Source organism: Streptomyces sp. NPDC005574, from assembly GCF_040605435.1.
GTDB lineage: Bacteria > Actinomycetota > Actinomycetes > Streptomycetales > Streptomycetaceae > Streptomyces.
Genome location: NZ_JBEXCW010000059.1, coordinates 15,452 through 40,906, shown reverse-complemented (window position 1 = coordinate 40,906; position 25,455 = coordinate 15,452). Strand labels below are relative to the sequence as shown.

General features: G+C 69.6%; 24 protein-coding genes and 6 pseudogenes. 7 read left to right on the top strand and 23 right to left on the bottom strand.

All coding sequences use genetic code 11. The features are described from left to right. Positions 1 to 52 precede the first annotated feature (52 nt). From ABZT03_RS29570 to ABZT03_RS29560, 3 genes are all read right to left on the bottom strand, one after another. The gene (locus ABZT03_RS29570) at positions 53 to 646 is read right to left on the bottom strand and encodes a helix-turn-helix domain-containing protein (protein WP_356044844.1); all 594 of its coding nucleotides are present in this window, start codon (positions 644 to 646) and stop codon (positions 53 to 55) included. Between the two features lie 247 nt (positions 647 to 893). After that, positions 894 to 1,730 (bottom strand): helix-turn-helix transcriptional regulator, encoded by an 837-nt coding sequence (locus tag ABZT03_RS29565; RefSeq protein WP_356044842.1) that lies wholly within the window; start codon positions 1,728 to 1,730, stop codon positions 894 to 896. Positions 1,731 to 2,204: 474 nt separating this feature from the next. Continuing rightward, a complete protein-coding gene (locus ABZT03_RS29560; protein WP_356044839.1) occupies positions 2,205 to 2,954 on the bottom strand; it encodes an SDR family NAD(P)-dependent oxidoreductase in 750 nt (249 codons plus the stop codon). A 126-nt stretch (positions 2,955 to 3,080) separates the two neighbouring features. Between ABZT03_RS29560 and ABZT03_RS29555 the strand changes: the two are divergent. From ABZT03_RS29555 to ABZT03_RS29540, 4 genes and pseudogenes are all read left to right on the top strand, one after another. Next, positions 3,081 to 3,372 (top strand): annotated as a pseudogene (locus ABZT03_RS29555) (DUF6233 domain-containing protein); the annotation flags it as partial. After that, a pseudogene (locus ABZT03_RS29550) lies at positions 3,332 to 3,460 on the top strand (IS5/IS1182 family transposase); the annotation flags it as partial. The pseudogenes ABZT03_RS29555 and ABZT03_RS29550, both read left to right, overlap by 41 nt. A gap of 47 nt (positions 3,461 to 3,507) precedes the next feature. Then, positions 3,508 to 3,648 carry a hypothetical protein gene (locus tag ABZT03_RS29545; RefSeq protein WP_356044836.1) on the top strand — a complete coding sequence of 47 codons (141 nt, stop codon included), beginning with the start codon at positions 3,508 to 3,510 and terminating at the stop codon, positions 3,646 to 3,648. A 30-nt stretch (positions 3,649 to 3,678) separates the two neighbouring features. Beyond that, positions 3,679 to 4,071 carry a nuclear transport factor 2 family protein gene (locus tag ABZT03_RS29540; protein ID WP_355734525.1) on the top strand — a complete coding sequence of 131 codons (393 nt, stop codon included), beginning with the start codon at positions 3,679 to 3,681 and terminating at the stop codon, positions 4,069 to 4,071. A 159-nt stretch (positions 4,072 to 4,230) separates the two neighbouring features. Here the strand turns inward: ABZT03_RS29540 and ABZT03_RS29535 are convergent. The 18 genes and pseudogenes from ABZT03_RS29535 to ABZT03_RS29450 all read right to left on the bottom strand — a co-directional run. Then, a pseudogene (locus ABZT03_RS29535) lies at positions 4,231 to 4,308 on the bottom strand (NAD(P)-binding domain-containing protein); the annotation flags it as partial. A 163-nt stretch (positions 4,309 to 4,471) separates the two neighbouring features. Continuing rightward, positions 4,472 to 5,311 (bottom strand): helix-turn-helix transcriptional regulator, encoded by an 840-nt coding sequence (locus ABZT03_RS29530; protein WP_356044833.1) that lies wholly within the window; start codon positions 5,309 to 5,311, stop codon positions 4,472 to 4,474. A 517-nt stretch (positions 5,312 to 5,828) separates the two neighbouring features. Further along, the gene (locus ABZT03_RS29525; RefSeq protein ID WP_356044830.1) at positions 5,829 to 6,578 is read right to left on the bottom strand and encodes an SDR family NAD(P)-dependent oxidoreductase; all 750 of its coding nucleotides are present in this window, start codon (positions 6,576 to 6,578) and stop codon (positions 5,829 to 5,831) included. Between the two features lie 395 nt (positions 6,579 to 6,973). Then, positions 6,974 to 7,462, bottom strand: coding sequence for a cation:dicarboxylase symporter family transporter (locus ABZT03_RS29520; protein WP_356044827.1), 489 nt, complete (start codon positions 7,460 to 7,462; stop codon positions 6,974 to 6,976). 98 nt (positions 7,463 to 7,560) lie between these two features. Continuing rightward, positions 7,561 to 8,070, bottom strand: a complete 510-nt coding sequence (locus ABZT03_RS29515) for an enolase C-terminal domain-like protein (RefSeq protein ID WP_356044824.1) — start codon at positions 8,068 to 8,070, stop codon at positions 7,561 to 7,563. A 94-nt stretch (positions 8,071 to 8,164) separates the two neighbouring features. Further along, a pseudogene (locus ABZT03_RS29510) lies at positions 8,165 to 8,556 on the bottom strand (transposase); the annotation flags it as partial. Between the two features lie 653 nt (positions 8,557 to 9,209). After that, positions 9,210 to 9,392, bottom strand: a pseudogene (locus ABZT03_RS29505) (TIGR02677 family protein); the annotation flags it as partial. 394 nt (positions 9,393 to 9,786) lie between these two features. Next, a complete protein-coding gene (locus ABZT03_RS29500; protein ID WP_356044822.1) occupies positions 9,787 to 11,004 on the bottom strand; it encodes an MFS transporter in 1,218 nt (405 codons plus the stop codon). 226 nt (positions 11,005 to 11,230) lie between these two features. Continuing rightward, positions 11,231 to 11,380 carry a hypothetical protein gene (locus tag ABZT03_RS29495; protein ID WP_356044819.1) on the bottom strand — a complete coding sequence of 50 codons (150 nt, stop codon included), beginning with the start codon at positions 11,378 to 11,380 and terminating at the stop codon, positions 11,231 to 11,233. 404 nt (positions 11,381 to 11,784) lie between these two features. Then, positions 11,785 to 12,420 (bottom strand): CoA transferase subunit B, encoded by a 636-nt coding sequence (locus ABZT03_RS29490; RefSeq protein WP_355735515.1) that lies wholly within the window; start codon positions 12,418 to 12,420, stop codon positions 11,785 to 11,787. 20 nt (positions 12,421 to 12,440) lie between these two features. Next, entirely contained in the window at positions 12,441 to 13,223 is a 783-nt protein-coding gene (locus ABZT03_RS29485; protein ID WP_355734482.1) for a CoA transferase subunit A, read from the bottom strand. Between the two features lie 46 nt (positions 13,224 to 13,269). Then, on the bottom strand, positions 13,270 to 14,019 hold the full coding sequence (locus ABZT03_RS29480) for an SDR family oxidoreductase (RefSeq protein WP_355734479.1): 750 nt from the start codon (positions 14,017 to 14,019) through the stop codon (positions 13,270 to 13,272). Then, entirely contained in the window at positions 14,016 to 14,987 is a 972-nt protein-coding gene (locus tag ABZT03_RS29475) for a fumarylacetoacetate hydrolase family protein (RefSeq protein WP_355734477.1), read from the bottom strand. The genes ABZT03_RS29480 and ABZT03_RS29475 overlap by 4 nt, the downstream gene beginning before the upstream one ends. 114 nt (positions 14,988 to 15,101) lie before the next feature. Further along, positions 15,102 to 16,040, bottom strand: coding sequence for a VOC family protein (locus ABZT03_RS29470; RefSeq protein WP_356044816.1), 939 nt, complete (start codon positions 16,038 to 16,040; stop codon positions 15,102 to 15,104). Between the two features lie 12 nt (positions 16,041 to 16,052). Next, on the bottom strand, positions 16,053 to 17,063 hold the full coding sequence (locus ABZT03_RS29465) for an amidohydrolase family protein (RefSeq protein ID WP_356044813.1): 1,011 nt from the start codon (positions 17,061 to 17,063) through the stop codon (positions 16,053 to 16,055). Next, a complete protein-coding gene (locus tag ABZT03_RS29460) occupies positions 17,060 to 18,235 on the bottom strand; it encodes an FAD-dependent oxidoreductase (protein WP_356044810.1) in 1,176 nt (391 codons plus the stop codon). Before ABZT03_RS29460 ends, ABZT03_RS29465 begins: the two co-directional genes overlap by 4 nt. A 175-nt stretch (positions 18,236 to 18,410) precedes the next feature. Continuing rightward, positions 18,411 to 19,409, bottom strand: coding sequence for a cyclase family protein (locus tag ABZT03_RS29455; protein WP_356044808.1), 999 nt, complete (start codon positions 19,407 to 19,409; stop codon positions 18,411 to 18,413). Then, the gene (locus tag ABZT03_RS29450; RefSeq protein ID WP_356044806.1) at positions 19,406 to 20,389 is read right to left on the bottom strand and encodes a fumarylacetoacetate hydrolase family protein; all 984 of its coding nucleotides are present in this window, start codon (positions 20,387 to 20,389) and stop codon (positions 19,406 to 19,408) included. Before ABZT03_RS29450 ends, ABZT03_RS29455 begins: the two co-directional genes overlap by 4 nt. Before the next feature lie 120 nt (positions 20,390 to 20,509). Here ABZT03_RS29450 and ABZT03_RS29445 point away from each other — a divergent pair, with 120 nt between their 5' ends. Then, on the top strand, positions 20,510 to 21,493 hold the full coding sequence (locus ABZT03_RS29445; protein WP_355734461.1) for a LysR family transcriptional regulator: 984 nt from the start codon (positions 20,510 to 20,512) through the stop codon (positions 21,491 to 21,493). 53 nt (positions 21,494 to 21,546) lie between these two features. Here ABZT03_RS29445 and ABZT03_RS29440 read toward each other — a convergent pair whose 3' ends face one another. Further along, a complete protein-coding gene (locus tag ABZT03_RS29440) occupies positions 21,547 to 22,815 on the bottom strand; it encodes an MFS transporter (RefSeq protein WP_356044803.1) in 1,269 nt (422 codons plus the stop codon). 322 nt (positions 22,816 to 23,137) lie between these two features. Next, positions 23,138 to 23,587, bottom strand: a complete 450-nt coding sequence (locus ABZT03_RS29435; protein ID WP_355734455.1) for a DUF6069 family protein — start codon at positions 23,585 to 23,587, stop codon at positions 23,138 to 23,140. A 130-nt stretch (positions 23,588 to 23,717) separates the two neighbouring features. Here ABZT03_RS29435 and ABZT03_RS29430 point away from each other — a divergent pair, with 130 nt between their 5' ends. Continuing rightward, the gene (locus tag ABZT03_RS29430; RefSeq protein WP_356044800.1) at positions 23,718 to 24,221 is read left to right on the top strand and encodes a MarR family transcriptional regulator; all 504 of its coding nucleotides are present in this window, start codon (positions 23,718 to 23,720) and stop codon (positions 24,219 to 24,221) included. Further along, positions 24,211 to 24,621: pseudogene (locus ABZT03_RS29425) on the top strand (transposase family protein); the annotation flags it as partial. The gene ABZT03_RS29430 and the pseudogene ABZT03_RS29425, both read left to right, overlap by 11 nt. Positions 24,622 to 25,455 lie beyond the last annotated feature (834 nt).

Genomic DNA, 25,455 nt, shown 5'->3' with positions numbered 1-25,455 from the left:
GGGTCGTGGTGCCGCCTGGCGTTGCGGGGGCCGGGGCGGGGTGCCCGGCGGTTTACGCCTGGGTGTCCTGTTGGCGGTAGCCGCTCGCGATGAGCGTGCGGAGCCGGTCGAGCGACTCCTTTTCGGCGCCGTTGCCTTTGATCCAGGCGATGGAGCAGGCGGCGAGGAATAGGTCGTTGCCTCGCACCGACGCGCGCACGCGCCCCGCGAGCTGCGCGGCTCGCACGTACTGATCGGTGGCGGAGATGAGGATGTCGCAGGGAATTGTCAGCGGGTTGTCCGGCTCCTGCGCCCGGGCCGCGGCCATGAGCGGGTCCGGCAGCCCGCTGAAGGCGCTGAAGTACTCCTCCATCGCCCGCAGCCACTGCTCCAGCGCCTCGGCCGGGTCGCCGAGCTGCTCGATGTCCGCCTGGCGGGCCACCAGCTCCTCGGAGCGCGTCTGCAACACGGCCGCCAGCAGCGCCTCCCGGGTCGGGAAGTGCCGGTACAGGGTGCCGGGCCCGACGCCCGCCTCCCTGGCCACCGCCTCAAGGGAAGTGCCGACCCCGTGCTGCAGGAAGTGACGCTGCGCGGTCTCCAGAAGGGCAGCGCGGTTGCGCTGAACGTCCGCGCGGGGCTTGCGTCCCCGCTGTTCACCGGCGCTCATGCGCCCTCCTGCCTCTCGTGATCCTGCGGCCGCATCAAAACGGATGCTGCCTCCGTACTTAGCCGAGAGTAAAACGGAGGCAGCGTCCGGTCAAACCGGCGGCCTGAGCGCGGAGCCCGGACATCGCAGGGTGCCAACATATTTGGCCGTAGATCGCAGGACAGAAGGGGTGCGGGCTGCACCGTTCCAGCGTGCCCTTGTCCGGCCCCTCCCGCGCCGAGCCCGGCCCGGTACCCGCTCCAGGACGTCAGGGGGTGAGCTGCTGGTGTCCGATGACGGAGAGCAGTTCGAGTTTGCTGTGGCTCTCGGTGCCGGGGCGGGTGGTCAGCACCACCAGGGTCTGGGCGCGGTTCTCGGTGTAAAGGAGCTGGGCGTCGACGTCGATGCGGCCGAGTTCGGGATGCAGGATGGCCTTGCAGTCGCCGTAGCGGGCGACCTCCCGAAGTTCCCACATGTGGACGAACTCGGGGCTGTGCTCCTGGAGTTCGGCGAGGATCCGGGCGGCTCGGGGGGTGTCGCTGCCCGCTGTCAGCGCGGCCCGCAGACGTGCCGCCTGGGCACGGCCGTGGCTTTCGTGGGTCTCCTCGGGATACACCAGACGTTCGGCCGGGTCCATGAACCAGCGGTAGTAGCCGCTACTGGCCAGACCGGTGTGGCGGGTCTGGTCGCCGAGCAGTGCCACGGCCAAGGGGTTCATCGCGAGGGTGTCGACCAGGTCGGTCGTTACCAGGGCCGGGGTGTCGTCGAGGCGGTCCAGGACCCGCATCAGCGTCGGGCTGACATGCTCCGAGCGCAGGAAGCGGGCCGGGGCGTTGTGGCCGATGAGGGCGAAAAGATGGTCGCGTTCGTCCAGGGTCAGCCGCAGCGCCCGGGCGAGAGCCGCGGTGATCTGGACTGAGGGCTGCGGGGCACGCTGCTGTTCCAACCGGGCGTAGTAGTCGGTGGACATGCCGGCGAGCTGCGCGACCTCCTCGCGGCGCAGTCCCTGGGTACGCCGGCGCGGCCCCTCGACCAGCCCGACGTCGCGGGGCCGCAACATCTCACGTCGCTGGCGCAGGAATTCCGCCAGTTCCTTCTTGTCCATGCCGTCCATCCTCGCCGTATCCCGCCCGGCTATCCAGAGACCACCGATCCATGGCTGAGCCCTCCTCTCCCACCCGCGCGAAGCCGCTCGTATGGCTGACTGGCCGACGCGAGGGCGCGCAGCGAGACGACCCGATGATCACCTACTCCTGCATGACCCGCTGGGCAATTCGCCGGCTGTCGGCGCTGCGCCGCTTTGGACCCAACGCTTTGACCGGCCCCTGCCCCGGGCCTCGTCGCCCGGCCCGTCTGACACGACGATGTTCGCCGTGTCAGACGGGCTCTCGCGTGCCCCTCGGCTCAGGACGCAGCCGGTCGTCTCCGTTGCGACGACCGGGGCGGAGCCGAAGGCACTTCCTTACCGCTCCGCGTCTTCGGCGAGGAGCTCCCCGAGGCGGTCCAGCTCGCGTTCGTCCATGATGCGGCCCGACAGGACCCGCCCGCGTGCTGTTGTTCCGCGCCTGCCACAGGTCGGTCAGCTGCCGCTGATCATGGCGAGGACGTCGTCGTAGGAGCCGTTGGCCTGCGCGTCGCGGATGAACCTGGCGCGCTCGACGACAATCTCCTTCGCGTCGGGCTTCTCGCGCAGCAGGTCGAGAGCCTCGGTGAGGAAGTCGTCCAACGGCATGGACTGATCGTTGTCCTGCTGGCCCATCAGGGTCGTGCGTACAGCCGGCGGGACCACCTCGATCACCTGGACGCCGGAGTCAGCACCGGCGAGCTGGATGCGGAGGCTCTCGGAGAAGGAGTGCAGCGCGGCCTTGGTCGCGCTGTAGGTCGGCGTGAACGGGAGCGGTACGAACGCCAGCGCGGAGGTGACGTTCACGACGACCGCGTCGTCCTTGCCCACCAGCAGCGGCAGGAAGGCGTACGTCATCCGGATCGTGCCGAGCAGATTGGTCGCGACGTGATCCTCGGCGGCCTGGAGTCCGGCCGGGTCGAGGACGCTCTCCAGCAGCTGAATGCCGGCGTTGTTGACGAGGACGTTCAGCCCCGGGTGGCTCGCCGCCACGGTCTCGCGGGCCCGGGCGATCGAGTCGGGGTCGGCGACGTCGAGGACGAGCGCGTCGATGCCCGCGTGCTCGGCCGTGATCTCGTCGAGGAGCTCCTTGCGCCGGCCGGCGACGATCACCTTGTTGCCGGCCTCGTGCAGACGCAGGGCCAGACCGAGCCCGATGCCCGAGGTTCCGCCGGTGATCAGGATCGTGTTGCCGGTGATCTTCATGGGGGTCTTGCTCCTTCGGTACGGCGGGCCGGTGAGCGCCCGCAGCCTCGACCGTAGGAGCGTCCGCGCAGGGGCGGGAGAGGAAGGTTTGTCCATGGATCGGCGGTCTCTGCCTCGTGAAGCGAACGCCGCCCGTCGGGCTGGGTCCTGCAGAAGCCGGACGGCGGGGCGCGGTCCCGGCCGAAGCGTCGTCCACGCCGCCGACTGCGAGGAAGCGCCCGCCAGGGCACCGCTGCTGACGCTGGATCAGGCGCTGGACGCCGCGGAGCATCCCGGTACCCGGCTGTGCTCCGTGGGCGGCCCATGCTCGACGTTCCGTACGAGCTGGTTGAGCACGTCTCGTGGCTCATCCACGCCCGATCGCGCCTTACTGCAGCGCCTGCTCCGCCGTCCGCATCCCTTACTACGGCCACCGTGAACTTCCGGAGCGCTACCAGCGATACAACCGCGACCACGCCCGTCTCCGCGCTCCAGGCGAAGGCGCCTTCGCTCGCCTCAAGTCCTGGCGACCCGATGGTGGCCGTGCTGGGGAGGATCGTCGGTCCATGGATATGTGATCCTCTCCCGCCCCCGCCGATACACCCCCATAGTCGAGACTGCCGGGCGCCCGGCCTCTGCGGCGAAGGAGAGAATCGCCGAGGCCAACGGCGCCTACGACCAGGTGCTGGCCATGCTGAGCGGCGCCAAGACCTGATCCAGCAACGCACAACATGGAGAGCCGAACGTGAAACCCACGACTGAAGACACCGTCGAAATCAGCAGGGCCCTGGCGCTGTGGGCGCACATCATGGACGACCACGCACTGGACCGTCTCGGCGAATGCCTCACCGAGGACGCGGTGTGGGACGGCAGCGTCTTCGGCGGCGACCCGGTCGTCGGGCTGGACGCGATCGCGGCCTTCATGAACGCCCCCGGACACGCGAAAGCCCACCACACGACGAACATCGTCGTGTCGGAGGGCCCGGGCGACGAGGTGCGGGCCCGATCCAAAGGTCTGAGCCTGCTGGAGGGCGGCGGTGTCGCCAGCGTCGTCTACGACGACGACCTGCGACGCACCGATGACGGCTGGCGCATTTCCCGGCGGGTCATCCATCTCACGTGGCCACGTCGCCGCTAGGAGGCCGCTGATATCGCCGTTCCCGGGGCTGGACTTGAGGCCGTCGGCGGGGTGCTCGGGCATTGAGGACAGCCGGAGCGTCGTGCGGGGCAACACCCTGCTGGAGTGGAATTCGGCCCACGCCTCGATCGTCTCCGGGCCGCGCGAATTAGCCGCCTTTACCTCGTGCCCGGCCGCGCTCAACCGCCTGGTCAACGTCTTGCCGATGTTCCCGGTGCCGAGAATGCCGATCTTCATGGTGAAACTCCTTGTCCGAAACGGAACCCCGGTTTCGGTGACCGGGGTTCCCGGACTTGGTCCCTGCGGCGCGACCGGGGCTGCGGCCGACCGCGGACGCGGTGGTGTCAGTGGGTGATGACGGCCTTGCCGAAGTGCCGGCCCGGTCCCCCGGCCCAGAACGTCAGGAAGTGAGCTGCTGGTGCCCTATGACGGAAAGCAGTTCGAGTTTGCTGTGGCTCTCGGTGCCGGGGCGAGTGGTCAGCACCACCAGGCTCTGGGCACGGTTCTCGGTGAACAGGACCTGAGCGTCGACGTCGATGCGGCCGAGTTCGGGATGAAGGATGGTCTTGCAGTCGTCGTAGCTCTGTGCGACCTCCTGAAGTTCCCACATGCGGACGAACTCGGGGCTGTGTTCCTGGAGTTCGGCGAGGATCCGGGCGGCTCGGGGGGTGTCGCTGCCGGCCGTCAGCGCGGCTCGCAGACGTGCCGCCTGGGCACGGCCGTGGCGTTCGTGGGTCTCCTCGGGAACCATCAAACGTTCGGCCGGGTCCATGAACCAGCGGTAGTACCCGCTGCGGGCCAGACCGGTGTGGCGGGTCTGGTCGCCAAGCAGCGCCACGGCCAAGGGGTTCATCGCGAGAGTGTCGAACAGATCGGTCTGCACCATGGCCGGGGAGTCGTCCAGGCGGTCCAGGACCCGCATCAGCGTCGGGCTGACATATTCGGAGCGATGGAAGCGGGCCGGCGCGTTGTGGCCGATGAGGACAAAGAGATGATCGCGCTCGTCCAGGGACAGCCGCAGCGCCCGGGCGAGAGCCGCGGTGATCTGGACGGAAGGCTGAGGAGCACGCTGCTGCTCCAGCCGGGCGTAGTAGTCGGTGGACATGCCGGCGAGCTGCGCGACCTCCTCGCGGCGCAGCCCCTGGGTACGCCTCCGCGGCCCCTCGACCAGTCCGACGTCGCGGGGCCGCAGCGTCTCACGCCGGTGGCGAAGGAATTCCGCCAGTTCCTTCTTGTCCATGGCCACATCCTCGCCGTATCCAGGCCGCCTATCCAGAGACCGCCAATCCATGGCTGAGCACTCCTCTCCCACCCGCGCCAAGCCGCCCATGAGCGAGGCCGATACCGAGGCCGCTCGCGGCAGGAAGACCCGATGGGCCCTTGACCTGCATGATCCGCTGGAAAATGCGCTGGCCGTCGGCGGCACGCCGCAGGCCACCGGGTATGGAAGGCGGCCTGCGGCGACGGTCCCCCGTCGACGGCGCCCGACGCTTTGGGAACGGCCGCGGACCTCGCGGCCGGGCTGGCGGACGACGATGTGCGCCGTGTCGGCCAGGCGCTCGCCTTCCCGACGGCACTCAGGACGGAGCCGGGGCGCCTCCCGTGCGACGAGCCTGGCGACGCCGAAGACGCTTCCTCAGCGTTCCGCGCCTCCGGTGAGTATCTCCCCCGAGGCGTTCCAGCTCGCGTTCGTCCCTGATGTGGCCCAACAGGACCTTCCCGCTTGCTGTTGTTCCGCGTCGGTCACTACAGGTCGGTCAGCTGCCGGCGATCATGGCGAGGACATCGTCGTAGGAGCCTGTGGCCACCGCGTCGCGGATGAACCTCGCGCGCTCGACGACAATCTCCTTCGCGTCGGGCTTCTCTCGCAGCAGGCCGAGAGCCTGAGTGAGGAAGTCGTCCAGCGGCATGGCGTGTTCGCTGTCCTCCTGGCCCAGCAGGGTCGTGCGCACGCCCGGCGGAACCACCTCGATCACCTGGACGCCCGCGTCAGCACCGGCGAGCTGGATGCGCAGGCTCTCGGAGAAGGAGTGCAGCGCGGCCTTGGTCGCGCTGTAGGTCGGGGTGCTCTGATACGGGACGAACGCCAGCGCCGAGGTGACGTTCATGACGACCGCGTCGTCCTTGCCCACCAGCAGCGGCAGGAAGGCGTACGTCATCCGGATCGTGCCGAGCAGGTTGACGGTGACGTGGTCCTCGGCGACCGGGAGTCCGGCCGGGTCGAGGAGGTTCTCCCGCAGCATGATGCCGGCGTTGTTGACCAGGACGTTCAGCCCCGGGTGGCTCGCCGCCACGGTCTCACGGGCCCGGGCGATCGAGTCGGGGTCCGCCACATCGAGGACGAGCGCGTCGATGCCCGGGTGCTCGGCCGTGATCTCGTCGAGGAGCTCCTTGCGCCGGCCGGCGACGATCACCTTGTTGCCGGCCTCGTGCAGACGCAGGGCCAGACCGAGGCCGATGCCCGAGGTTCCGCCGGTGATCAGGATCGTGTTGCCGGTGATCTTCATGGGGGTCTTGCTCCTTCGGTACGGCGGGCCGGTGAGCGCCCGCAGCCTCGACCGTAGGGGCGCCCGCGCAGGGGCGGGAGAGGACGGCTTGTCCATGGATCGGCGGTCCCTGGCTGAGCCGTGGAAGGCGCCCCTGCCGGTCAGCTCCCCCAGACCGGGCGCAGGGAGCCGCCGGTCGGAGACCCCGGTGGCCAGGATCACAGTCTGTGCGGTAACGGCGGATCCGTCGTTGCCGGGCCGCCTGCCCCGTACCCAGCGTCGGCGAGACGAAGAGGTGACGAGCGCGTCCGCCGACGGTGCAGCACCCGACCACCGTCGCTCCGTCGGTCCGTCGCTCCGTACGCGAGGGTCCATGTGCGATCTCGGTCGCCTGGTGGCCGTTCGGCGGTGAGCGGTCAGCGGCTCGGCTCGTAGGTGAGTTGCTTGACATGCCGCAGGGTCAGGGCGGTTTCCACGGCCTGCATGCCGTCGAGGCCGCCGATCTTCTCGCTGAGGTAGGTGTAGAGCTCGCTGGTGCTCGAGGTGGCGACGGTGGCGAAGCCGGGCTGGAAGATGTTGGCGACGACCAGCCCGGTCAGCATGGACACCAGGGACAGCACCAGGAAGTAGCCGATCGCCTTCACACCGATCCGGCCGGCCTTGCGCAGGTTGTCCATGGAGGCGATGCCGGTGGAGACCACGCAGAAGACGACCGGGATCACGATCATCTTGACCAGCGCGATGAACCAGTCGTTGAGCGGCTTCAGGTCCTCACCCAGCCCGGGCGCGAGGATGCCGACGGCGATGCCGAGGACGGCGGCCAGTACGACCTGGAACCACAGCTCACGTATGAGACGGCTCAACCGTGACCGCTGCGGGCGGCCGGCGGCGGCGGTGCTTGTCATCGTTGGTGCTCCCTTGCACGACGATCGTGTGTAGCCCTGTCCCGTGGGGGGGTGGTGCGGGGGACGCGACCCGGATCGCGCGCCCCCCGAGATGGCGGTCAGCTGTGCAGGGCGCGCAGCACCTTGTGGAAGGCGGCCTTGCTCTCGAAGCCGATGCCGGGGGTCTCGGTCAGGCCGACGCGGCTCTTGTCGACCACGGCGTCGTCGGCGAAGCCGCCGGTGGGCTGGAACTCACCCGGGTAGGACTCGTTGCCGCCGAGCTTGAGGGCTGCTGCGATGTGCAGGGAGAACTGGTGCCCGCCGTGCGGGATGCAGCGCCTTGATGACCAGCCGTGCCGGCGGAGCATGTCCTGGATACGCAGGTACTCCACCAGACCGTAGGAGAGCGCGGGGTCGACCTGGATGGTGTCGCGGTCGGGGCGCAGGCCGCCGTAGCGGATCAGGTTGCGGGCGTCCTGGAGGGAGAAGAGGTTCTCGCCCGTGGCGATGGAGCCGGTGTAGTGCTCGGCGACGGTGGCGTTGAGGTGGTAGTCGAGCGGGTCGCCGATCTCCTCGTACCAGAACAGCCCGTAGGGCTCGATGGCCCAGCTGATGCGAGGCCACGTCACCCACAGCCTCACCGCCACCGCCATCAGCGCCCTCGAAGACCGCGAGGGCATTCGCGTGACGTGACGCGCGGCGACCGGCGCCGTCGTGATCATGGCTGTCGCTGACGAGATGGACCTTCGTACTCAGGCCGCCGCGGGAACGTCCGAGCGCGTGGTCATCGGGCTCAGCCCGAAATGGCGCCCCTTTTTCCTGGCTCCGGCGGCGTGCTGGTGAGCCCGGCAGACGGTGGAGTTCACCGACACGGTCCAACCGATGTCGTCAGCACCATCGGCCGCTGCCAGGAGCGCAGCGTTCATTCCAGGCCGCTCACAAACGGCTGCCCAGGTGGGCTGTGGACAGCAAGGCGAGCCGGTGCGGTACTTCCACGCGATGGCCTCCAGGGTTCGACGATGGTCGGCCCATCGCCGACCACGGACCGGATCGGCCGGCATCAACGGCTCGATCCGGTCCCACATCGCATCAGTGATCACCCACCGGACAGACACGCCCGATCAACCGACGAGCAGATCAAAGAGACACGCTGGTCATCGGCCTCGGGGACGTCTTTTGACCGCTTGGTCCTACTGGCCCTGCGCCTCAACCGCGCGTCGGAAACCGCCGAGACCGACACCGCGAACGCCGAACAGGACCTTCGCGGGCTTGACAGCCAATCGAACGAGCGCCGTGACGCCCTATCAGAAGCAGCGTCGAACGAGCGTCAAGACATGTCCCCCACCGCCCCTCACGAAGACGGGGCAGAACGCTCATCGCCCGCACCCCGCTGTTCGAAGCAGCAGGTGAGGCATGTGACACGGGCCTGCGACGCACTCCACGCGATGGACTGAGGGAAACAGGTCGGGCACACCTCGACGCACCTGAGCAGTCCAAGAAACCGCAGGTCAGAGCGCCTTTGAAGCCGGCTCCAGAACCGCCACGCACTCCACGTGATGCGTCATCGGAAAGGCGTCGACTTGAACGCGCTACAGGAACCACCAGGTCAGCGCCGGTTTCTGGGCCAACCGACCGGCGTGCGGACGTCCGGAGCGTCAAACGAGCGTCATGACGGACAGGCCGTCCGTCCACTTCACCAACGCAGCCAGGCCACCGAGCAGGGCTACGAGGTGCGCCAGGTTGGACCGGACTGCCCCGACGGCCGGTCCAGGGCCTCCAGATGCCCCTCCAGCTCCCGCAGTGTGCTGAAGATCCAGCGATCGGCCGAGGCGGGTTCGCCGGACGGCAGGCACAGCTCGTCCAGCCGGTCGGCGTGCGCCTCCAGCACAGCCGTCTGCAGCGCCCCCGTGGAGGCGAGAACCTCAAGCGCGCACCGCACCAACGACTCGCTGAGACTCCCAGCAGTCCGCCGGACGTGGAACCCTCGTTCCGCCTGGCCGCCCACAGCAGGGCGCCCAGGTGCGACGAGGTTCCAGGACGAGGGTCATGAACTTCAGTCCATCGCTCGGCCTCGGAACAGAACAGGCTGCCTGGCGCCCCCCGCACAAGCCCCGGCACCCCCGCAGAGGGACCTCGCGGGAGCGGACGCCGAGGACCTCTCGCTGTACCGGGAAGAGTTTCGGCGGCGCCTGCCGGAGTCGCTGCACGAGTGGCGGGGCCCTGCTCACGGGGTCGTGGAGCCTCCGTGCGATGGAGGCCACGGACAGAGATGCGGTGTCGGCGCGCGCACCGACCCGGACCGTGGCCGGGGCGACCGACTGCCGGCCCTCAACTCGGCTGTCGAGTCACGCCCGAACGGCCTTCTGTGAAGTCGGCGTCCGTCGCAGGAGAGGCAGCAGTCCGATCGCCACGACCGCCGAGGCGAAGCCGAGGCTGCTCACGGCGGTGGTGCGGAGACCGGTGGCGGACTCCATCGCCATCAGGGTGAACGGGCAGAGGAACTGGCCGAGGAAGAACGACGCGATCCACAAGCCGGTGACGCGGCCACGGTTGGCGTACTCCAGCTTGGACTTCGCCCAGGTGAGCAGTGAGGGCAACAAGAAACCGGTGCCGATGCAGTTGAGGAACGTGCCGAAGATCAGGACCGCCACGTTGTGGGCCAAGCCGATCACGACAAACCCCGCCCCGCACACGACGAAGATCGCGGGCAGCCTGCGCTCCGGCCTGCCGATCATGGAGGCGAAGATGACACTCCCGCAGACGGTACCCGCGCTTGCGATCGCCGTGACCATGCCGATGAGGCCGCTTGACTCTATGCCCAGGCCGTTCATCAGATACGCCGTTTCCACCGGGACGGTATAGAACACGATGCCGCCGAAAACCGAGAGCACGCAGACGCCCGCCAGCCGGAGGGACGAGGCCGACCGCCGCGCGACGTCGAGCGCCTCCTCCACGGCACCATGCGATCTGGCGGCCTTCGACCCGGACTTGGGCAGGAACGCAGCCATCGCGGGGGCGAGGAGCAGCCCGACGGCGTAGAGCCGGAACGGGCCATGCCAGTCCGAGGCACCCATGGTGCCGCCGAGGATGATGAATGCGGTGGCCGAGACAGTGGCACACACGGTCTGCAGGGCCAGGTACTGGTCGCGCGCTCGGCCTTGGTAGAAATCGCCGATCATCGTCGTGCAAGCGGTCATGATGAATGCCTCCGTGACACCGAGCAGGGCTCGGCTGGCCACAACGGCATGAAGCGAGTCCAGCCACAGGGGGGCGGTGCCGAACAGCGCGTACAGAAGCGTCGCGACCACCAACAGGCGTTTGCGCCCGAAGCGGTCGATCATGACACCCGCGAGGGGAGCGAACAGGGCGAGCGTGAGGGCGGGGAGCGTGAGGATCATCGGGACCAGCGCGTCCGCGTGGGGTACCGAACCGAACCTCGCCTGCAGCTTCGACAGCATCGGCGCGAGCAGCACCGCGCCGAGGACCGGCAGACAGCTGCCGACCATCAGGAGCGTCAAGCGCACACGGCTCCCGGCTTCAGGCACGGGCTCGGTGCTCTGCACGATGAGAACGTCGGCGGGTACGGGCGGCGGAGCGAATCCAGGCATGCGAGGTCTCCACGAAGGCGGTCACCAAGGCGCGCAGTGGGGTACCGCCGTGGCCGTGCCAAGAAAAGGGATATCAGGGCTTGCATGACTATGGGTCAAAATGAACCTCACGCCTACCCCTTGACCCATTTGGCTCACCCATATCGGACATCCACCTCGTGAATTTCTCGACGCCCGCACCTCAGGCCCCACCTCCCCCGGCAGCCCGGCGATACTCCAGGGCGAGCCTGCTTGGCAGGTGCAGGGTGTTCTTGAGGTACTCCAGCGAGTACGTCGTCCCCATGCGGCAGCGGGCGCTGTTCGAGGCCCGCAGGAAGGTCAGCCGGACCACGTGGCTCCGGTGCGGACGGTCGCCGGGGTCGGTCGGTCGTCGCCTTGCGGCGCAGCACGTAGCCGACGACGGCGAGGCAGGGTCACCGTGATGAGGACCTGCCCAGCCGACGAGCCCATGTGCGCCACGGCCCCGTACAGCGCGCGACGGGAGCCGGTCCCCCACGCCGGCCAAGACGAGTCGAGGACATCGCACCGTACGAGCCGAAGTCGAACCACTCCCACGCGGTGCCGAGGTCGGGGCACCCGTCCCGGCGGCCATGGGAGCCTCCCGCGAAGCGGCACGCGCCGGGCGCGCCGACGGCACCTCCGGCGACAAAGGCCGCGGCTCACGAGGTGCACCGTGCCCACCGACGCCCGGACGGGCGGTAACCATGGTCCCTAGCCGCCCGACGCGTCCATGGTTCACGACTTCCGGATCAGAGGTGCATCGGTGCGGGCGGCGATGTCCTCGGCGGTGACATCCGGCGCGCATTCCACGAGAGCGAGGCCCTCGGGTGTGACGTCGAGGACGCCGAGGTCGGTGATGATGCGGTGGACGCACTGTTCGCCGGTGAGCGGCAGGGTGCATTCGGTGAGGATCTTCGGGCTGCCGTCCTTGGCGGTGTGTTCCATCAGGACAATGACGCGGCGGGCGCCGTGGACGAGGTCCATCGCGCCGCCCATGCCCTTGACCATCTTGCCCGGGATCATCCAGTTGGCCAGGTCGCCTGAGGCGGAGACCTGCATCGCGCCGAGCACGGCAGTGTCGATGTGGCCGCCCCGGATCATGCCGAAGGACAGGGCCGAGTCGAAGAAGGAGGCTCCGGGCAGCACCGTGACGGTCTCCTTGCCCGCGTTGATCAGGTCGGGGTCGACCTCGGCCTCGGTCGGGTACGGGCCTGTGCCCAGGATGCCGTTCTCGGAGTGCAGGATCACATGGACGTCCGGGGGCAGGTGGCCGGGTATGAGGGTGGGCAGGCCGATGCCGAGGTTGACGTAGGAGCCGTCGGTGAGTTCGGCGGCGGCGCGGGCGGCCATCTGGTCCCGGGTCCAGCCCAGCCGCGTTCCGAGGGTGGTGCTCATGCGCGTACGGCTCCTCGTGTCGAAGACGCGGAAAGGGAAAGGTGCTCGATCTGCTTGTCGGCGGCCTCGGTCGGGGTGAGGACCACGATCCGCTGGACGAAGATGCCCGGCAGGTGGATTTCGTCCGGGCTCAGCGCGCCCGGCTCGACGAGCTCCTCCACCTCGGCGACGGTGATGCTGCCCGCCATCGCGGCCAGCGGGTTGAAGTTGGCGGCGGCCTTACGGAAGACCAGGTTCCCGTGGCGGTCGCCGCGCCAGGCCCGTACGAGGGCGAAGTCGGTGGTGATGCCGTGCTCCAGGACGTACGCACGGCCCGCGAAGTCGCGGGTCTCCTTGGGCGGGGAGGCCACCGCGACCGTGCCGTCGGGCCGGTAACGCCAGGGCAGCCCTCCCCTGGCCACCTGGGTGCCCACCCCTGCCGGGGTGTAGAAGGCGGGGATGCCCGCTCCCCCGGCGCGCAGCCGTTCGGCCAGCGTGCCCTGCGGCACCAGCTCCACCTCCAGCTCGCCCGACAGGTACTGACGGGCGAACTCCTTGTTCTCGCCCACGTAACTGCCCGTGACACGGGCGATCCGGCCGTCGGCCAGCAGGACTCCCAGTCCGCGTCCGTCCACACCGCAGTTGTTCGACACGACCTCCAGGCCGGTGGTGCCCTGGGCGTGGAGTGCCTGGATGAGCACGCCGGGGATGCCGCTGAGGCCGAAGCCGCCGACGGCCAGCGACGCACCGTCGGGGATGTCGACGACCGCCTCGGCGGCGCTCGCGCGGACCTTGTCCATGAGAGAGAGGGCCTTTCTGTCGTGGCTGTCCTGCGTGGTCGCCGGTTCAGGCGTCCGCGCGCAGGGCGTCGGAGATCGACTTGACGCCGCCATGCGCGGTGAGTCCGCCGTCGACCGGTATCTCGGCCCCCGTGATGAAGGACGCCTCGTCGGAGAGAAGGAAGACGACGAGCGGGGTGATCTCGTCGACGGTTCCGGTCCGGCCGAGCGGTGTCTCGCGGACGTTCGCCTCTCGGAAGCCGGGCGCCGCGGAGGCGGTCATGTCCGTTTCTATGAAGCCGGGGTGGACGATGTTCACGCGGATGCCGACGGGCCCCAGTTCCATGGCGGCGGTCCGCGACAGGCCGCGCAGCGCCCACTTGCTGGCCGTGTAGGCGACCGGGTAGTGGCCGGTGAGCGCCGCGGACGAGCCGACGTTCACGATCGAGGAGCCGGGTGGCATCAGCGGGGCAAGGTGCTGGATGCCCAGCAGCGGGCCGGTGACGTTGACCGCGTGGACGTGGGCCATGTCCTCGGGGCGTACGGCGTCGAGGCGGGCTCGCCAGGTGATGCCGGCGTTGTTGACCAGGCCGTGCACCTGCCCGTACGCCTCACGCAGGTCGGCGGCGAGTTCCGCCCAGTCCTTCTCGTTCGTGACGTCGAGACGGCGGCAGCCGGGTGACTCCGAGACGTCGGTGGCGATCACCCGGGCGCCCTCGCGGGTCAGCGCCTCGGCCTCGGCGGCGCCCTGGCCGCGGGCGGCGCCGGTGACCACGACGACCTTGCCGAGCAGCCGCTTGGGGTGGAGGTCGGTCACGGCCGCTCCCGGGAGCGGCGTCGGGCGACGGGAACGGTCATGGGGTCCGGGCCGGCCACCACGGTGTTGGAGACGGAGCCGATGCCCTCGACGGTGAGGGTGACCGTGTCGCCGGGCTTCAGGGGAGGCGGGGACTGTTCACCCCGTACACCCCACAGCTCGGCGAGGCAGCCGCCGTTTCCGCAGGTCCCGGAACCGAGGACGTCGCCGGGGCGGACGACGGTGCCGCGTGAGGCGTAGGCGGCCATCTCCTCGAAGGTCCAGCTCATGTTGGACAGCAGATCCTTGCCCACGACCTCGCCGTTGATCTCGGCGGTGAGCGCCAGGCGCAGGAAGCCGTCCGCGTCGCGGTACTTGGCCAGCTCGTCGGCGGTGACCAGGTAAGGTCCCAGCGTGGTGGCGGTGTCCTTGCCCTTGCAGGGGCCGAGGCCGACCTTCATCTCGGCGGACTGCAGGTCCCGTGCCGACCAGTCGTTGAAGACGGTGTAGCCGGCGATGTGGTCGCGGGCCTGCTCGGGCGTGAGGTCGCGGCCCTCCTTGCCGATCACGGCGGCCACTTCGAGTTCGAAGTCGAGCACGGTCGAGCCGGGCGGCATGGGGATGTCGTCGTGCGGCCCGTACATGGCGTAGGGGTTGCCGAAGTAGAACGTCGGCGCCGCGTACCACCGCTCCGGTACCCCGGCAGCCCCGTCCACGGACCGCCGTACGCCCTCGACGTGTTCCTCGAAGGTGACGAAGTCCCGCACGGTGGGCGGCTGGAGCGGCGCCAGCAGTCGTACGTCGGAGACGTGGGGGCCGGCCGGGACGTCGACGGTCGCGGAGCCCGCGTCGAGCAGTTCGGGCAGGCCGCCGCCCTCGGCGAGCAGGCCGGTCAGTGAGCTGACGCCGGGCAGGGGGTGGAGCGTGCCGTCCTCTGAGACGACGGCCACGTGGCGTCGGTTGCGGTACTCGTACGCGGCGAAGCGCATGGCGGTTTCCTGTCGGCTGTCGGCGTGAGAGGTGGGTGCGGAGGCCGGGGGCGCGGCGTGGGAGTCAGGGCTTGACAGGGCCACCGCGCCCCCGGGGACTGAATGCTCCGCCGATCAGACCGGCGGAGCGACGAAGACGCCGCGGTCGACGTCGTTGAAGGACTCCTTGGTGACCAGTTCGTTCATGGGGTTGGCGGTGCCCCACTGGTCGGTGACCTCGGGCTGGGAGAAGTCGTAGACGTGCGGGTGCCAGGTGTCCTCGTCCAGCAGCTCCAACTCCGTCGTGTACTCCACCGTGTTGCCGTGCGGGTCGAGGAAGTAGGTGAAGGTGTTGTCGCCCGCCATGTGCCGGCCCGGCCCCCAGATCTTGCGGGCGCCGGAACGGATGACACGGCCGGAGCCGCGCATGTACTCGTCGATTCCGCGCATCTCGAAGGAGATGTGGTGCAGCGAGGTGTGCGGGGCCTTGGCGATGGCCATGGAGTGGTGCTGGTTGCTGATCCGCATGAAGTGCATGACGTCGCCGATGTGCGGATGGCCGAGCGTGTCGGACAGCCGGAAGCCGAGGTGCTCCTCGTACCACGCCTTGGTCTTGTCCAGATCCGGCGAGTTGAGCACGACGTGCGACAGCTTGACCGGGATCGACTCCTTCTCCTCGATCTTGCGGTGCTGCCGCACCTCGACGTCGGCCGACACCTCGATAGTGCGCCCGTCGACGTCGAAGAAGCGGAAGCCGTAACCGCCGCCGGGCGTCTCGACCTTGCCCGGCTGGGAGATCAACTGCACCCCTCCCGCGAGGAGTCGCTCGGCGAGCGTGTCCACGTCGGCGGCGCTCGCGGCACCGTAGGACACGAGGTCGAGACGCTTCTCCTCGGCCTTGCGCAGCCGGACGACGTACTGCTCCGGGCTGCCCTCGGCGGCCAGGAAGGAGATGCCGGAGTCCTCGGCGACCTTGGTCAGGCCCCAGACTCCGGCGTAGAAGTCGAGTTGCTTGTCGTAGTCCGGCACGGCGAGGTCGACGTGGCGGAGGTGGGTGAGCAGGCGGTTGTTCATGGGGGGGGCTCCTCAAACGAGGTCGAGCAGAGCGGCGGCGTTTCCGCCGCGGACGGAGTGGAAGTCGGTGTCAGGCAGGTCCGCGGCGCGCAGCGCGCCGAGCGGGTCGTCGGTGCCCATGTCGAAGGGGAAATCGGAGCCGAGCAGGACTCGTTCCGGGCCGACCGCTCGCAGCAACTCCCGCAGCACCTGAGGGTCGTGGACCAGGGAGTCGAAGTACAGCTGCTTCAGATAGCTGCTCGGTTCCCGCTCACAGTCCCGCGCGTCGGGACGGGCCCGCCAGGCGTGGTCGGAGCGGCCGATGTGTGTGGGCAGGTAGCCGCCGCCGTGCGCGGCTATCAGCTTCAGGCCCGGGTGCCGGTCCAGGACACCGGAGAAGATCAGATGGGAGAGGGCGACCGCGTTCTCGGCGGGCTGGCCGACGGTGTTGGACAGGTACCACTGGTCCAGGCGCCCGTCGAGGGAGCAGCCGAACGGATGCAGGAAGACCAGGGCGCCTGTCTCCTCCGCACGGGACCAGAAGGCTTCGTACGCCGGGTCCGACAATTCGTGGCCAGGCGCGTGCGAGGAGATCTCCACGCCCCTCAGCCCCTGGTCCAGGGCGTGGTCGAGCAGGCCGACCACGAGGTCGGCATGCTGGAGCGGGACTAGGCCCAGGCCGTGCAGGCGGTCGGGAGCCTTCACACAGTGTGCGGCGGTGCCCTCGTTGGCCAGTCGGCAGACCTTCTCGGCCAGTTGGGGCTCGGCCCAGTAGTGGTAGTGGGAGGGCGAGGGGCTGACCAGCTGGATGTCCACGCCCTGCGCGTCCATGGCCGTCAGGCGCACCGCGGCGTCCGTCAGCTTCGGCACCCGCGCGCCGACCATCGGACCGTTCACTGCCAGGGCCGCCGCGCCGTTGCGGCGCGCGTCGAGGGCGCGGGCCTCGGCGAGACCGGGATGACCGGCGACGGCCTCCTCGACCTCCGGGAGCAGGAGGTGGGCGTGGACGTCGATGGTCGGCGCGGAGGATGCGGTGGTGGTCACGGGCGCTCCTTGAGGAGGTTCATGGTGCGGCCGACCAGCCCGGCCATGTCGGCGTCGCGCACACCGTCCAGCTGCCACTGGCCGATCTGCATGGACGCCTCGACAACGGTGCACACCCGGGGAATGCGGCGGTCGTGGTAGACCTGGAGCAGCTCGTCGTCCCAGTCCCGGCCGTCGGCCACAGCCCCGCTGAGCAGCTCGGCGAGGACGAGGGCGTCCTCCAGGGACATGGCCGCGCCCTGGGCCATGGTGGGCGGGCAGCAGTGGGCGGCGTCGCCGATGAGCACGACCCGGCCCCGGTGCCAGGAGTCCTCGACCAGCAGGCGGTCGAACCAGGTGTAGTTGACCTTCTTCGGGTCGGTGATGTGCTCGGTGATCTCTGGCCAGACCCCGCCGTAGCTCTGCGCCAGGCGGCGCATCTCGTCGGCGTAGGTGGCCGGGTCGATGGAGGCGCGGTCGCGACACCCTTCGACGACGTACGCGTAGATGGTGTTTTCGCTGGTGGGGCAGTAGCCAGCGATGTAGGCGGGGCCGCCGTAGGCGAGGTCGGTGCGCGTCACCCTCTCGGGCCGCGGGGCGGCGATGCGCCAGATGGCCATGCCGGTCGGCTCGGGTTTGTCCGTGATGCCGATCGCGGCGCGGGTGGCGGAGTTGACTCCGTCGGCGCCGATCACCAGGTCGTAGCGGCCCTCGCCGCCGTCGCTGAAGCGCACCGCGACACCGTCGGCGTCCTGCTCCAGCGCCTCGACGGTGATGCCGAGGCGAACGCCGGCGCCGGAGGCGCGGACCGTGTCGATGAGGATCTGCTGCAGCTGGGGGCGCTGCATGCCGAGGGTGGCGGGCAGGTCCTCGCCGCCGGTCCGGATGTCCTCGGCGACGAACAGGACGGCGCCGTCGGGGGTGGTCACGCCCAGCGAGCCGAAGGCGTATCCGGAGGCTTTCACCCGTTCCCACACGCCCAGTTCGCGCAGCACCCTGAGGGCGTTGCCCTGGAGGGTGATGCCGGAGCCGGTGGTGGCGTTCCAGTCCGGCTTGGCCTCGATCAGGTCGACGGCGATGCCGGCGCGGCGCAGCAGGACGGTGACGGCGTTGCCTGAGGCGCCCCCGCCGATGACCAGGACGGTGGGTGTGCCCCCGGCCGGAGGCTGGGAGAGAGAGCGGCTGTCAGCCATGTCGGGGATTCCTCCCGGGGTTGGGCCGCGCGACTTCGGGCGGCGGGGGCTGCGGCTCGCCCGCTGCGAGTGCGGGCCAGAGGTGGGGACGGGTCACCCGGCGAAGCGGGTGGAGCGGTGGGGGCCGGATGCGCCGCTGCTGTCCGGGGAACGGCGCATCCGGCAGTGGTGCGGGTTACTTGACGGCGATCGGATTGACCGGGGAGCCGACGGCTCCGGTGATGGGCAGGGGCGCGGCGGTCAGCCAGAACTCGTACACGCCGTCGTCGGCGCAGTCGGCGGCGAGAGTGTCGAGGTCCCACATCTCGCCGATCAGCAGGCCCATGTTGGGGATGACGACCTGGTGCAACGGCTGGAAGGCGCCCTCGAACTCTTTGGGGCGGACCTCGAAACCCCAGGTGTCGGTGGCGATGGCGGCGATCTCGGTGCCGTGCAGCCAGCCGGCGGTGGTGAACGACAGGCCGGGCGCGGGGCCGCCCGCATAGTCGCCCCAGCCTTCGCGGCGGGCGCGGGCGAGACGTCCGGTACGGACGAGGACGATGTCGCCGGGGCCGACGGTCACCCCATGGGCCTCGGCGGTCTGCTCAAGGTGCTCCTCGGTGATGGCGAACCCGTCGGGCAGCTCTCCCCCACTCTCGGCTCCGCTCGAACGGGAGGTGCCCCCACCCGTGCCGACGACCAGGCCCACGTCCAGCAGCACGCCGCGTCCCGCGACGTACGGCGCCATGTGCTCGATGCCCGTGACAAGGTCTCCGTCGGAGGTGACGACCTTCTCCGCGCAGCGTCCGTTCCACGCCTTGCCGTGGTCGAAGATGTGCCCGAGGCCGTCCCACTGGGTGGAGCACTGCAGCGGCATCGCGATCACGTCGTCCGCGCCGCCGATGCCGTGCGGGAAACCCTGGTTGCCCAATGCCGCGTCGGTTCCCGTGTCGAGCATGGTGTGCACCGGGTTGGTGCGGCGGCGCCAGCCCTTCTGCGGGCCGTTCATGTCGAACCGCTGGGAGAGGGAGAAACTGGCACCCCGGCGCACGAGCGCCGCGCCCTCGCGTCGCTTGGCCTCGTCGAGGAAGTTCAGTGTGCCGAGCACGTCGTCCTCACCCCAACGCCCCCAGTTGGAGTACGCCTTGGCGGCCTCGGCTATCGCGCCCTCCGGGTCGCGGCGGTCCAGGCTCATGCCGTTCCCTCCGCGACACAGCGGGTGCGCTGCACGCCCAGGCCGGTGATGGAACCCTCCATGACGTCGCCGTCGCGCAGCAGGCGTCCCCAGTGGAAGCCGTTTCCGGCCGGGCTGCCGGTCAACACCAGGTCACCGGGCAGGAGTTGAGCCGTCTGTGAGGCGTACGACACCAGCCGGGCGACTCCGAAGAGCATGTCCTTGGTGGACTCGTCCTGCATGGTCTCGCCGTTCAGCTTGAGCGTGACCCGCAGATCACCGGGGTCCGCAATCGACTCCGCGGGTACGAGCCACGGGCCGAGCGGCGTGAAACCGGGAGCGTTCTTGCAGCGCAGCCAGTCGGTGCCGATGGCCTTCATGTCCGGGCGGAACACGGTGGCGCGGTCGGTGAGGTCGTTGGCGATGGTGTACCCGGCGACGTACTCCAGGGCCTCCTCGACCGTCACCCGGTAGGCGGGCTTGGCGATGACGGCCGCCAACTCCAGTTCCCAGTCCGGCTGTTCGGCCCAGGCGGGCAGGACCACGTCGTCGTAGGGGCCCGTGATCGCGCTGGGCAGGCCGATGAACACGTAGGGCAGGTCCTCGGCGGCCCGGCGGTCCATGACCGCGGCGATCTCCGCTCGTGCCTCCTCGACGGTGCGGGGGTCGTCGGGGGAACGGTGGGCGACCTCCAGATCGATCACGTGCTGCCGGTAGTTGGCGCCGGACTGAAAGATCTGCCGCGGCTCGATGGGGGCGTGCACCCGCAGGCCCTCCAGTGGCAGCCAGCCGGGGGAGTCGTCCTCCGCCAGGGTGCGCAGGACGGGGAGGGTCTCCTCCCACCGCTCCAGGACTGCGCGCAGATCCGACGGCGCCCAGTCCAGGGCGCCGCGCAGATCGAGTACCCGGTCATCGGCCAGGAGGCCGGGAAACGACTCCCCGTCCTGAGCGGAGAACGTGCCGAGCGCAAACGGACCGGCTGATTGCGCGAGCATTGCCATCAGATTTCCTCCTGCGGGGTCGGGGTCTACTCTGACCCTGATCGGCCAATCACGGAAATTAATCCTGTGGATGTGCCAAATCCACGTCATGGATGACTCTCGTTGCAAGGTGGTTTGCCGGTGAACCTGTCCCGACTCGACCTCAATCTGGTCCTCGCCCTTCGCGCGCTGCTGGAGGAGCGCAACGTCACCCGGGCCGGCGAGCGCATCGGCCTCAGTCAGCCGGCCATGAGCGCCGCGCTGTCCCGGCTGCGCCGCCATTTCGACGACGAATTGCTCGCCCGCACCGGCAACACGTACGAGCTGACTCCGCTCGGCGCCGCCCTGCGCGAGCGCAGCGCCACCGCGTGCGACCTGCTGGAGCGGGTCTTCTCCAGCCAGGCCGACTTCGACCCGGCGGCGGAGTCACGTGAATTCACCCTGCTCGCCTCCGACTACGGGGCGGCCGTGTTCGGTGCCGCACTCGCCCGCACCCTGCACGAGGAGGCGCCCGGCATCCGGCTCACCTTCCAGCACCCGGCACCGTCCGTCGTGGAGAACACCGCCGCGGTACTGAGCACCGTCGACGGACTGCTGATGCCGCACGGCGTCATCGACGGTTTGCCCGCCGTCGACCTCCACCAGGACCGCTGGCTGTTCCTGGTCGCCGACGATCACCCCGAGATCGGTGACGCACTCTCCCTGGACCAGCTGGGGCGTCTGCCCTGGGCCGTCTACCAGCGTCCCTACGACGCCCCGGCCGCCCGCCAGCTCAGCATGATAGGGATCAGTCCCCAGGTGGAGGTGTCCGTGCAGACCTTCCAGCTGCTGCCCCTCATGGTCGAGGGCACCCGCCGGATCGCGATGATCCAGGAGCGCCTGGCGCGCAAGGCGGTCCGATCGGCCGCGGTGCGCGTCCTGCCCTGCCCCTTCGAGGCGGTACCGGTGCGGGAGGCGATGTGGTGGCACCCGGTGCACGCTCAGGACGCGGGCCACATCTGGCTGCGGCAGAAAGCCGCGGAAGTGGGCGCGACACTGGCGGGCAACGGCTACAGCTATGGCAAGGGCCCAGGGAAGGCCGTGCCCGTCGACCAGAGCGCGGGGGTGCTGCCGGGCCAGCTCTGACCGGGCCCGGCAGCCCGTGATCGACGCGCTCTCAGTGGTCTTCCCGCACGCCCTCAGGCCAACTGCTCCGGCAACGGCCGCGGATCGACGGCGCCTACCCGGCGGCGGGCCGCCCACAGCCCCGCCGCGACGAGGGCGGCGGCCAGCCCCAGCACGCCCACCGCACCGGCGAGACTGCCGGTCGCGGACTCCCCGGCGAGCAGCACCAGCGGGCAGATGAACTCACCACCGAAGAAGGCCGCCGTCCACAGCCCCGTCCCGCGGCCTCGGTCCTCGAACGCCAGGCGGGACATGGCACTGGTGAGAAGGGCGGGCAGCAGCATGCCGGTGCCCACACAGTTGACGACCGCCCCGATGACCAGCAGCGGGGCACTGCCCGCGAGGAACATCACCCCGAAGCCGACCGCGCAGACCGCGAAGACGGCGGGCAGCATCGGGTCGGGAGAACGCTTGAGCCGGGCGAAGGTGACCGCTCCGCCCACGGTCGCGGCACTGGCGATCGCGGTGGCCAGTCCGATCACGGCGGTGTTCGCCACCCCGAGGTCGTCGAGCAGGTACGACATCTCCACCGGGACGGTGTAGAAGACCATCGCCCCGAAGAAGGTGAGGGCACAGATGCCGCCCAACTGCCGCCAGGGGAACGAGCGGCGGGCCTCCGTCTCCGCCGGAGTCTCCTCGCCGTCCGCACGGGCCGCCGGGCTGGGCAGGGCGGTTGCCATCAGCGGGGCGAGCACCAGGCTCACGGCGTAGACCCAGAAGGGCACGCGCCAGCCCGCCGATCCGGCGGCGCCGCCGAGCACGAAGAAGACGGTGGCCGACGCGGAGGCGCACACGGTCTGCAGGGCGAGGTACTTCACCCGCCGCCGGCCGGTGTAGTAGTCGCCGATCAGAGTCGTGCAGCAGGTCATGATCGCGGCCTCGGCGACTCCGACCAGGGCGCGGCTGGCGATGATACCGCCCAGCGAGTCCAACCACAGCGGTGCCGTGCCGAACAGCGCGTACAGGACGGTCGCCACGACCAGCAGGCGCTTGCGGCCCACCCGGTCCACGATCACCCCGGCGAACGGGGCCAGCAGCGCCAGTGCCAGCGCCGGGACGGTCAGCGCGAGGGGCACCAGCGCCTTGGCCCCCGGGACCGACGCGAAGTGGTCCTGCATCTTCGGCAGTACCGGGGCGATCAGCACCGCCCCCAGGATCGGCAGACAGCTGCCCGCCATCAGAAGGGTCACCCGCAGCAGATGCGCCGGGCCCGAGACGGCGACGGCTGACGGAGTGGTGGCATCGACCGCCGCAGGAGGCGGCGGGGGCACGGAACCGGGCATGGCGACTCCACGGGGCGGTGTAAGGAAGTGGGCATGCCTCAAGGGCGCCGACGGCGCACGGCATGCTGGGAAGCTCGCACGCCGGCGCCATCCGGACAGCGGCGTGCGGTAGCGACGACTATGGGGGCGCCGAAGCGCCGGTGCCATCCCCTGCGCGATCCGAATCCCGTATCCGGGTTATCCACGCTGTGGATGGGACGGCCAACCGTCACGCAGACGGAAGACGTGCACGACCGTTCCTGCGCAGCGGTGTCCCGAAGCTCGGTCGTCCCGGCCTCCGGGACACCGCCGACAGCCGACACGTCGCGCACGCCGGGCAGCGTCAGCGGACAGGCAGCGGCAGGACGCGCCGATAGGCGGCGACGGCGACGACCGCAACCACCACATGCATCCCCATCAGCGCGGCGACGGCCAGCGGCCCACTGCCGGGCGTACCGCCACCGAGCAGGGACAGGTCGGGCCCGAACGACACGACCACGAGCACGGGCACCAGCCACCGCAGCAGCCCCGCCGGGTTCTTGGCGACACGACGGACGACCGCCCAGCCTATGGCGCCGAGGACGACGCCGAACACCGTCAGCGGCCCGTACGCGGAGGGGTGCAGCGGAGCGAAATCGCCCGACGCCCCCGCCGCGCGGGCGAGCAACGCGACCACCACGTCTCCGAGGACGGCCACGACAGCCGCCGCGAGAAGCCCCGCGACCACGGTCAGGCCGCGGGAGCGCGGCGCGGGCGGGGCGGACGATACGGCTTCGGGAACGGAACCGGGCATGGGGACCTCCTGCGGAGAGCTCAAGAACGACAGGCGCAGCGCCGAAATGGCAGGCGTTTGATTCCTCAAACATGTGGGACGCTACCCCGAAGTGTTTGATCAGGCAAACATCTCGGTTAGAGTGGCCGGCATGACATCCCCCCGTTGGCTCACTCCCGAGGAGCTGCGAGCCTGGATCAACTTCCTCGACTGCTCGACGCTGCTGAGCGACTACCTCGATCAGCAGTTGCGGCGCGAGGCGGCCATGACACACGCGGACTACAGCCTCCTGGCCCGCCTGTCCGTGGCACCCGACCGCGCCCTGGGGATGTCCTTGCTCGCCGAGCAGTTGAAGTTCACCCGCAGCCGCCTCACGCGCGCGGTGATCCGCCTGGAGGAGTCGGGCTACGTGCGGCGCCGGGAGGACCCGGCCGACGGCCGCGGACAGCTGGCCGAACTCACCGATGCCGGCATGGAGTTGATGAACAAGGCCGCTCCCGGCCACGTTGCTGCCGTACGCCGCGTGGTGTTCGACGCCCTCAGCCCCGAACAGGTGGAGCAACTCGCCACCATCACCGCCACCATGGCCGCCTCCCTCAAGCAGGCCGGCGAGGAGGACGCCTACCCGGCGGCCCTGCCGTGGCATCGCCGCTGACTTTCGAGAACCTGCCCCGTTCACCGGGCTGAGCCCGCGTCAGTTCGGCAAGCCGATCACCGCGTTGCGGCGCGAGGGTGCGGATCCGGTGCGCAAGGGCCGGCCGTGGCGCCTGCCGCTCGAGGGCCGCGTGCTGCTGGTCGCCGCGTACTGGCGGACTGACCTGACCCTGCACCAGCCGGCACCGCTGCTCGGGGTGTCCAAGTCCGCAGCCGACCGCATCATCGACCACCTCGGACCTGCGCTCGCCGCTCAGCGACGCAAGCGGTTCCGCAAGGACACCGTGCTGGTCGTGGACGGCACCCTGGTCCCCACGGTCGATCACAACGTTGCCGAGCAGCCGGAGAGTTACCGGTACCCGACCAACCACCCGGTCGTGATCGATGCCGACACCCGGCTCGCCCGGGCGGCCGGATCCCGCGGCTGAAGTCGGGCGTTCTCAAGGCGGCCCGGTGGGGCATCGCCCGACCTTCGGCATGCCGAAGCACAAGCACCGCCTGGCCACCGCGCCTGACCGGGCCGGTGTAAGGGCCGCTTTCATTCCGAGCGTCATCCGAGCGTCGAGGATCCCGCAAGAGCCACTTGAAGGCATCGCCCTTGCAAGCGCCTCGCTCACGAATTCGCAGCTCAGAGAGCTCTCAAAGATCGATCCGTCCGCTCGACCCGCTGCACGGAGGGAAACAGGTCGAGCAACCCGCCGGGGCAACAAAACCGCAGGTCAAGAGCCCTTCGCAACCGGCTCAAGGATTGCCACGCACTCCACATGGTGCGTCATCGGAAAGATATCGGACTGATCGAGTTCCGGAAAAGGCCACGTCAGATGCGATTTTCCGGCTCGCTGACCCGCGTACGGTCGCCCAAAGCGTCAAACGAGCGTCACGACCGACACAGTCCCTCCCCACTCAAGATGACGTCGGTGGTGTCCTCCAGACGCAGCGCGTCAGCGCGCGCCCCGCCCAACCACAAGATCAGCGTCACCATTAGCCGCCGCGGGAGCCGCGCGTTCTCGGGCAGACGCCCCTCACCTGGGAATAGCGGGTGCACGACCTGCTACGCCGTGAAGCGAACCGAGCGCCCAGGTCTGAGTCCAGGCCAGCACCGGGACGCCACTATGCCCGCTTCCGACTCCAGGGACCTCAGAAACTCGGAAACTACTGCGCATTCACCATTTGGCGGGCATCATCTAGGGACCGTGAAGCGTCCGGGAACCAGGCACGCGCGGTTCGAGGAAGGG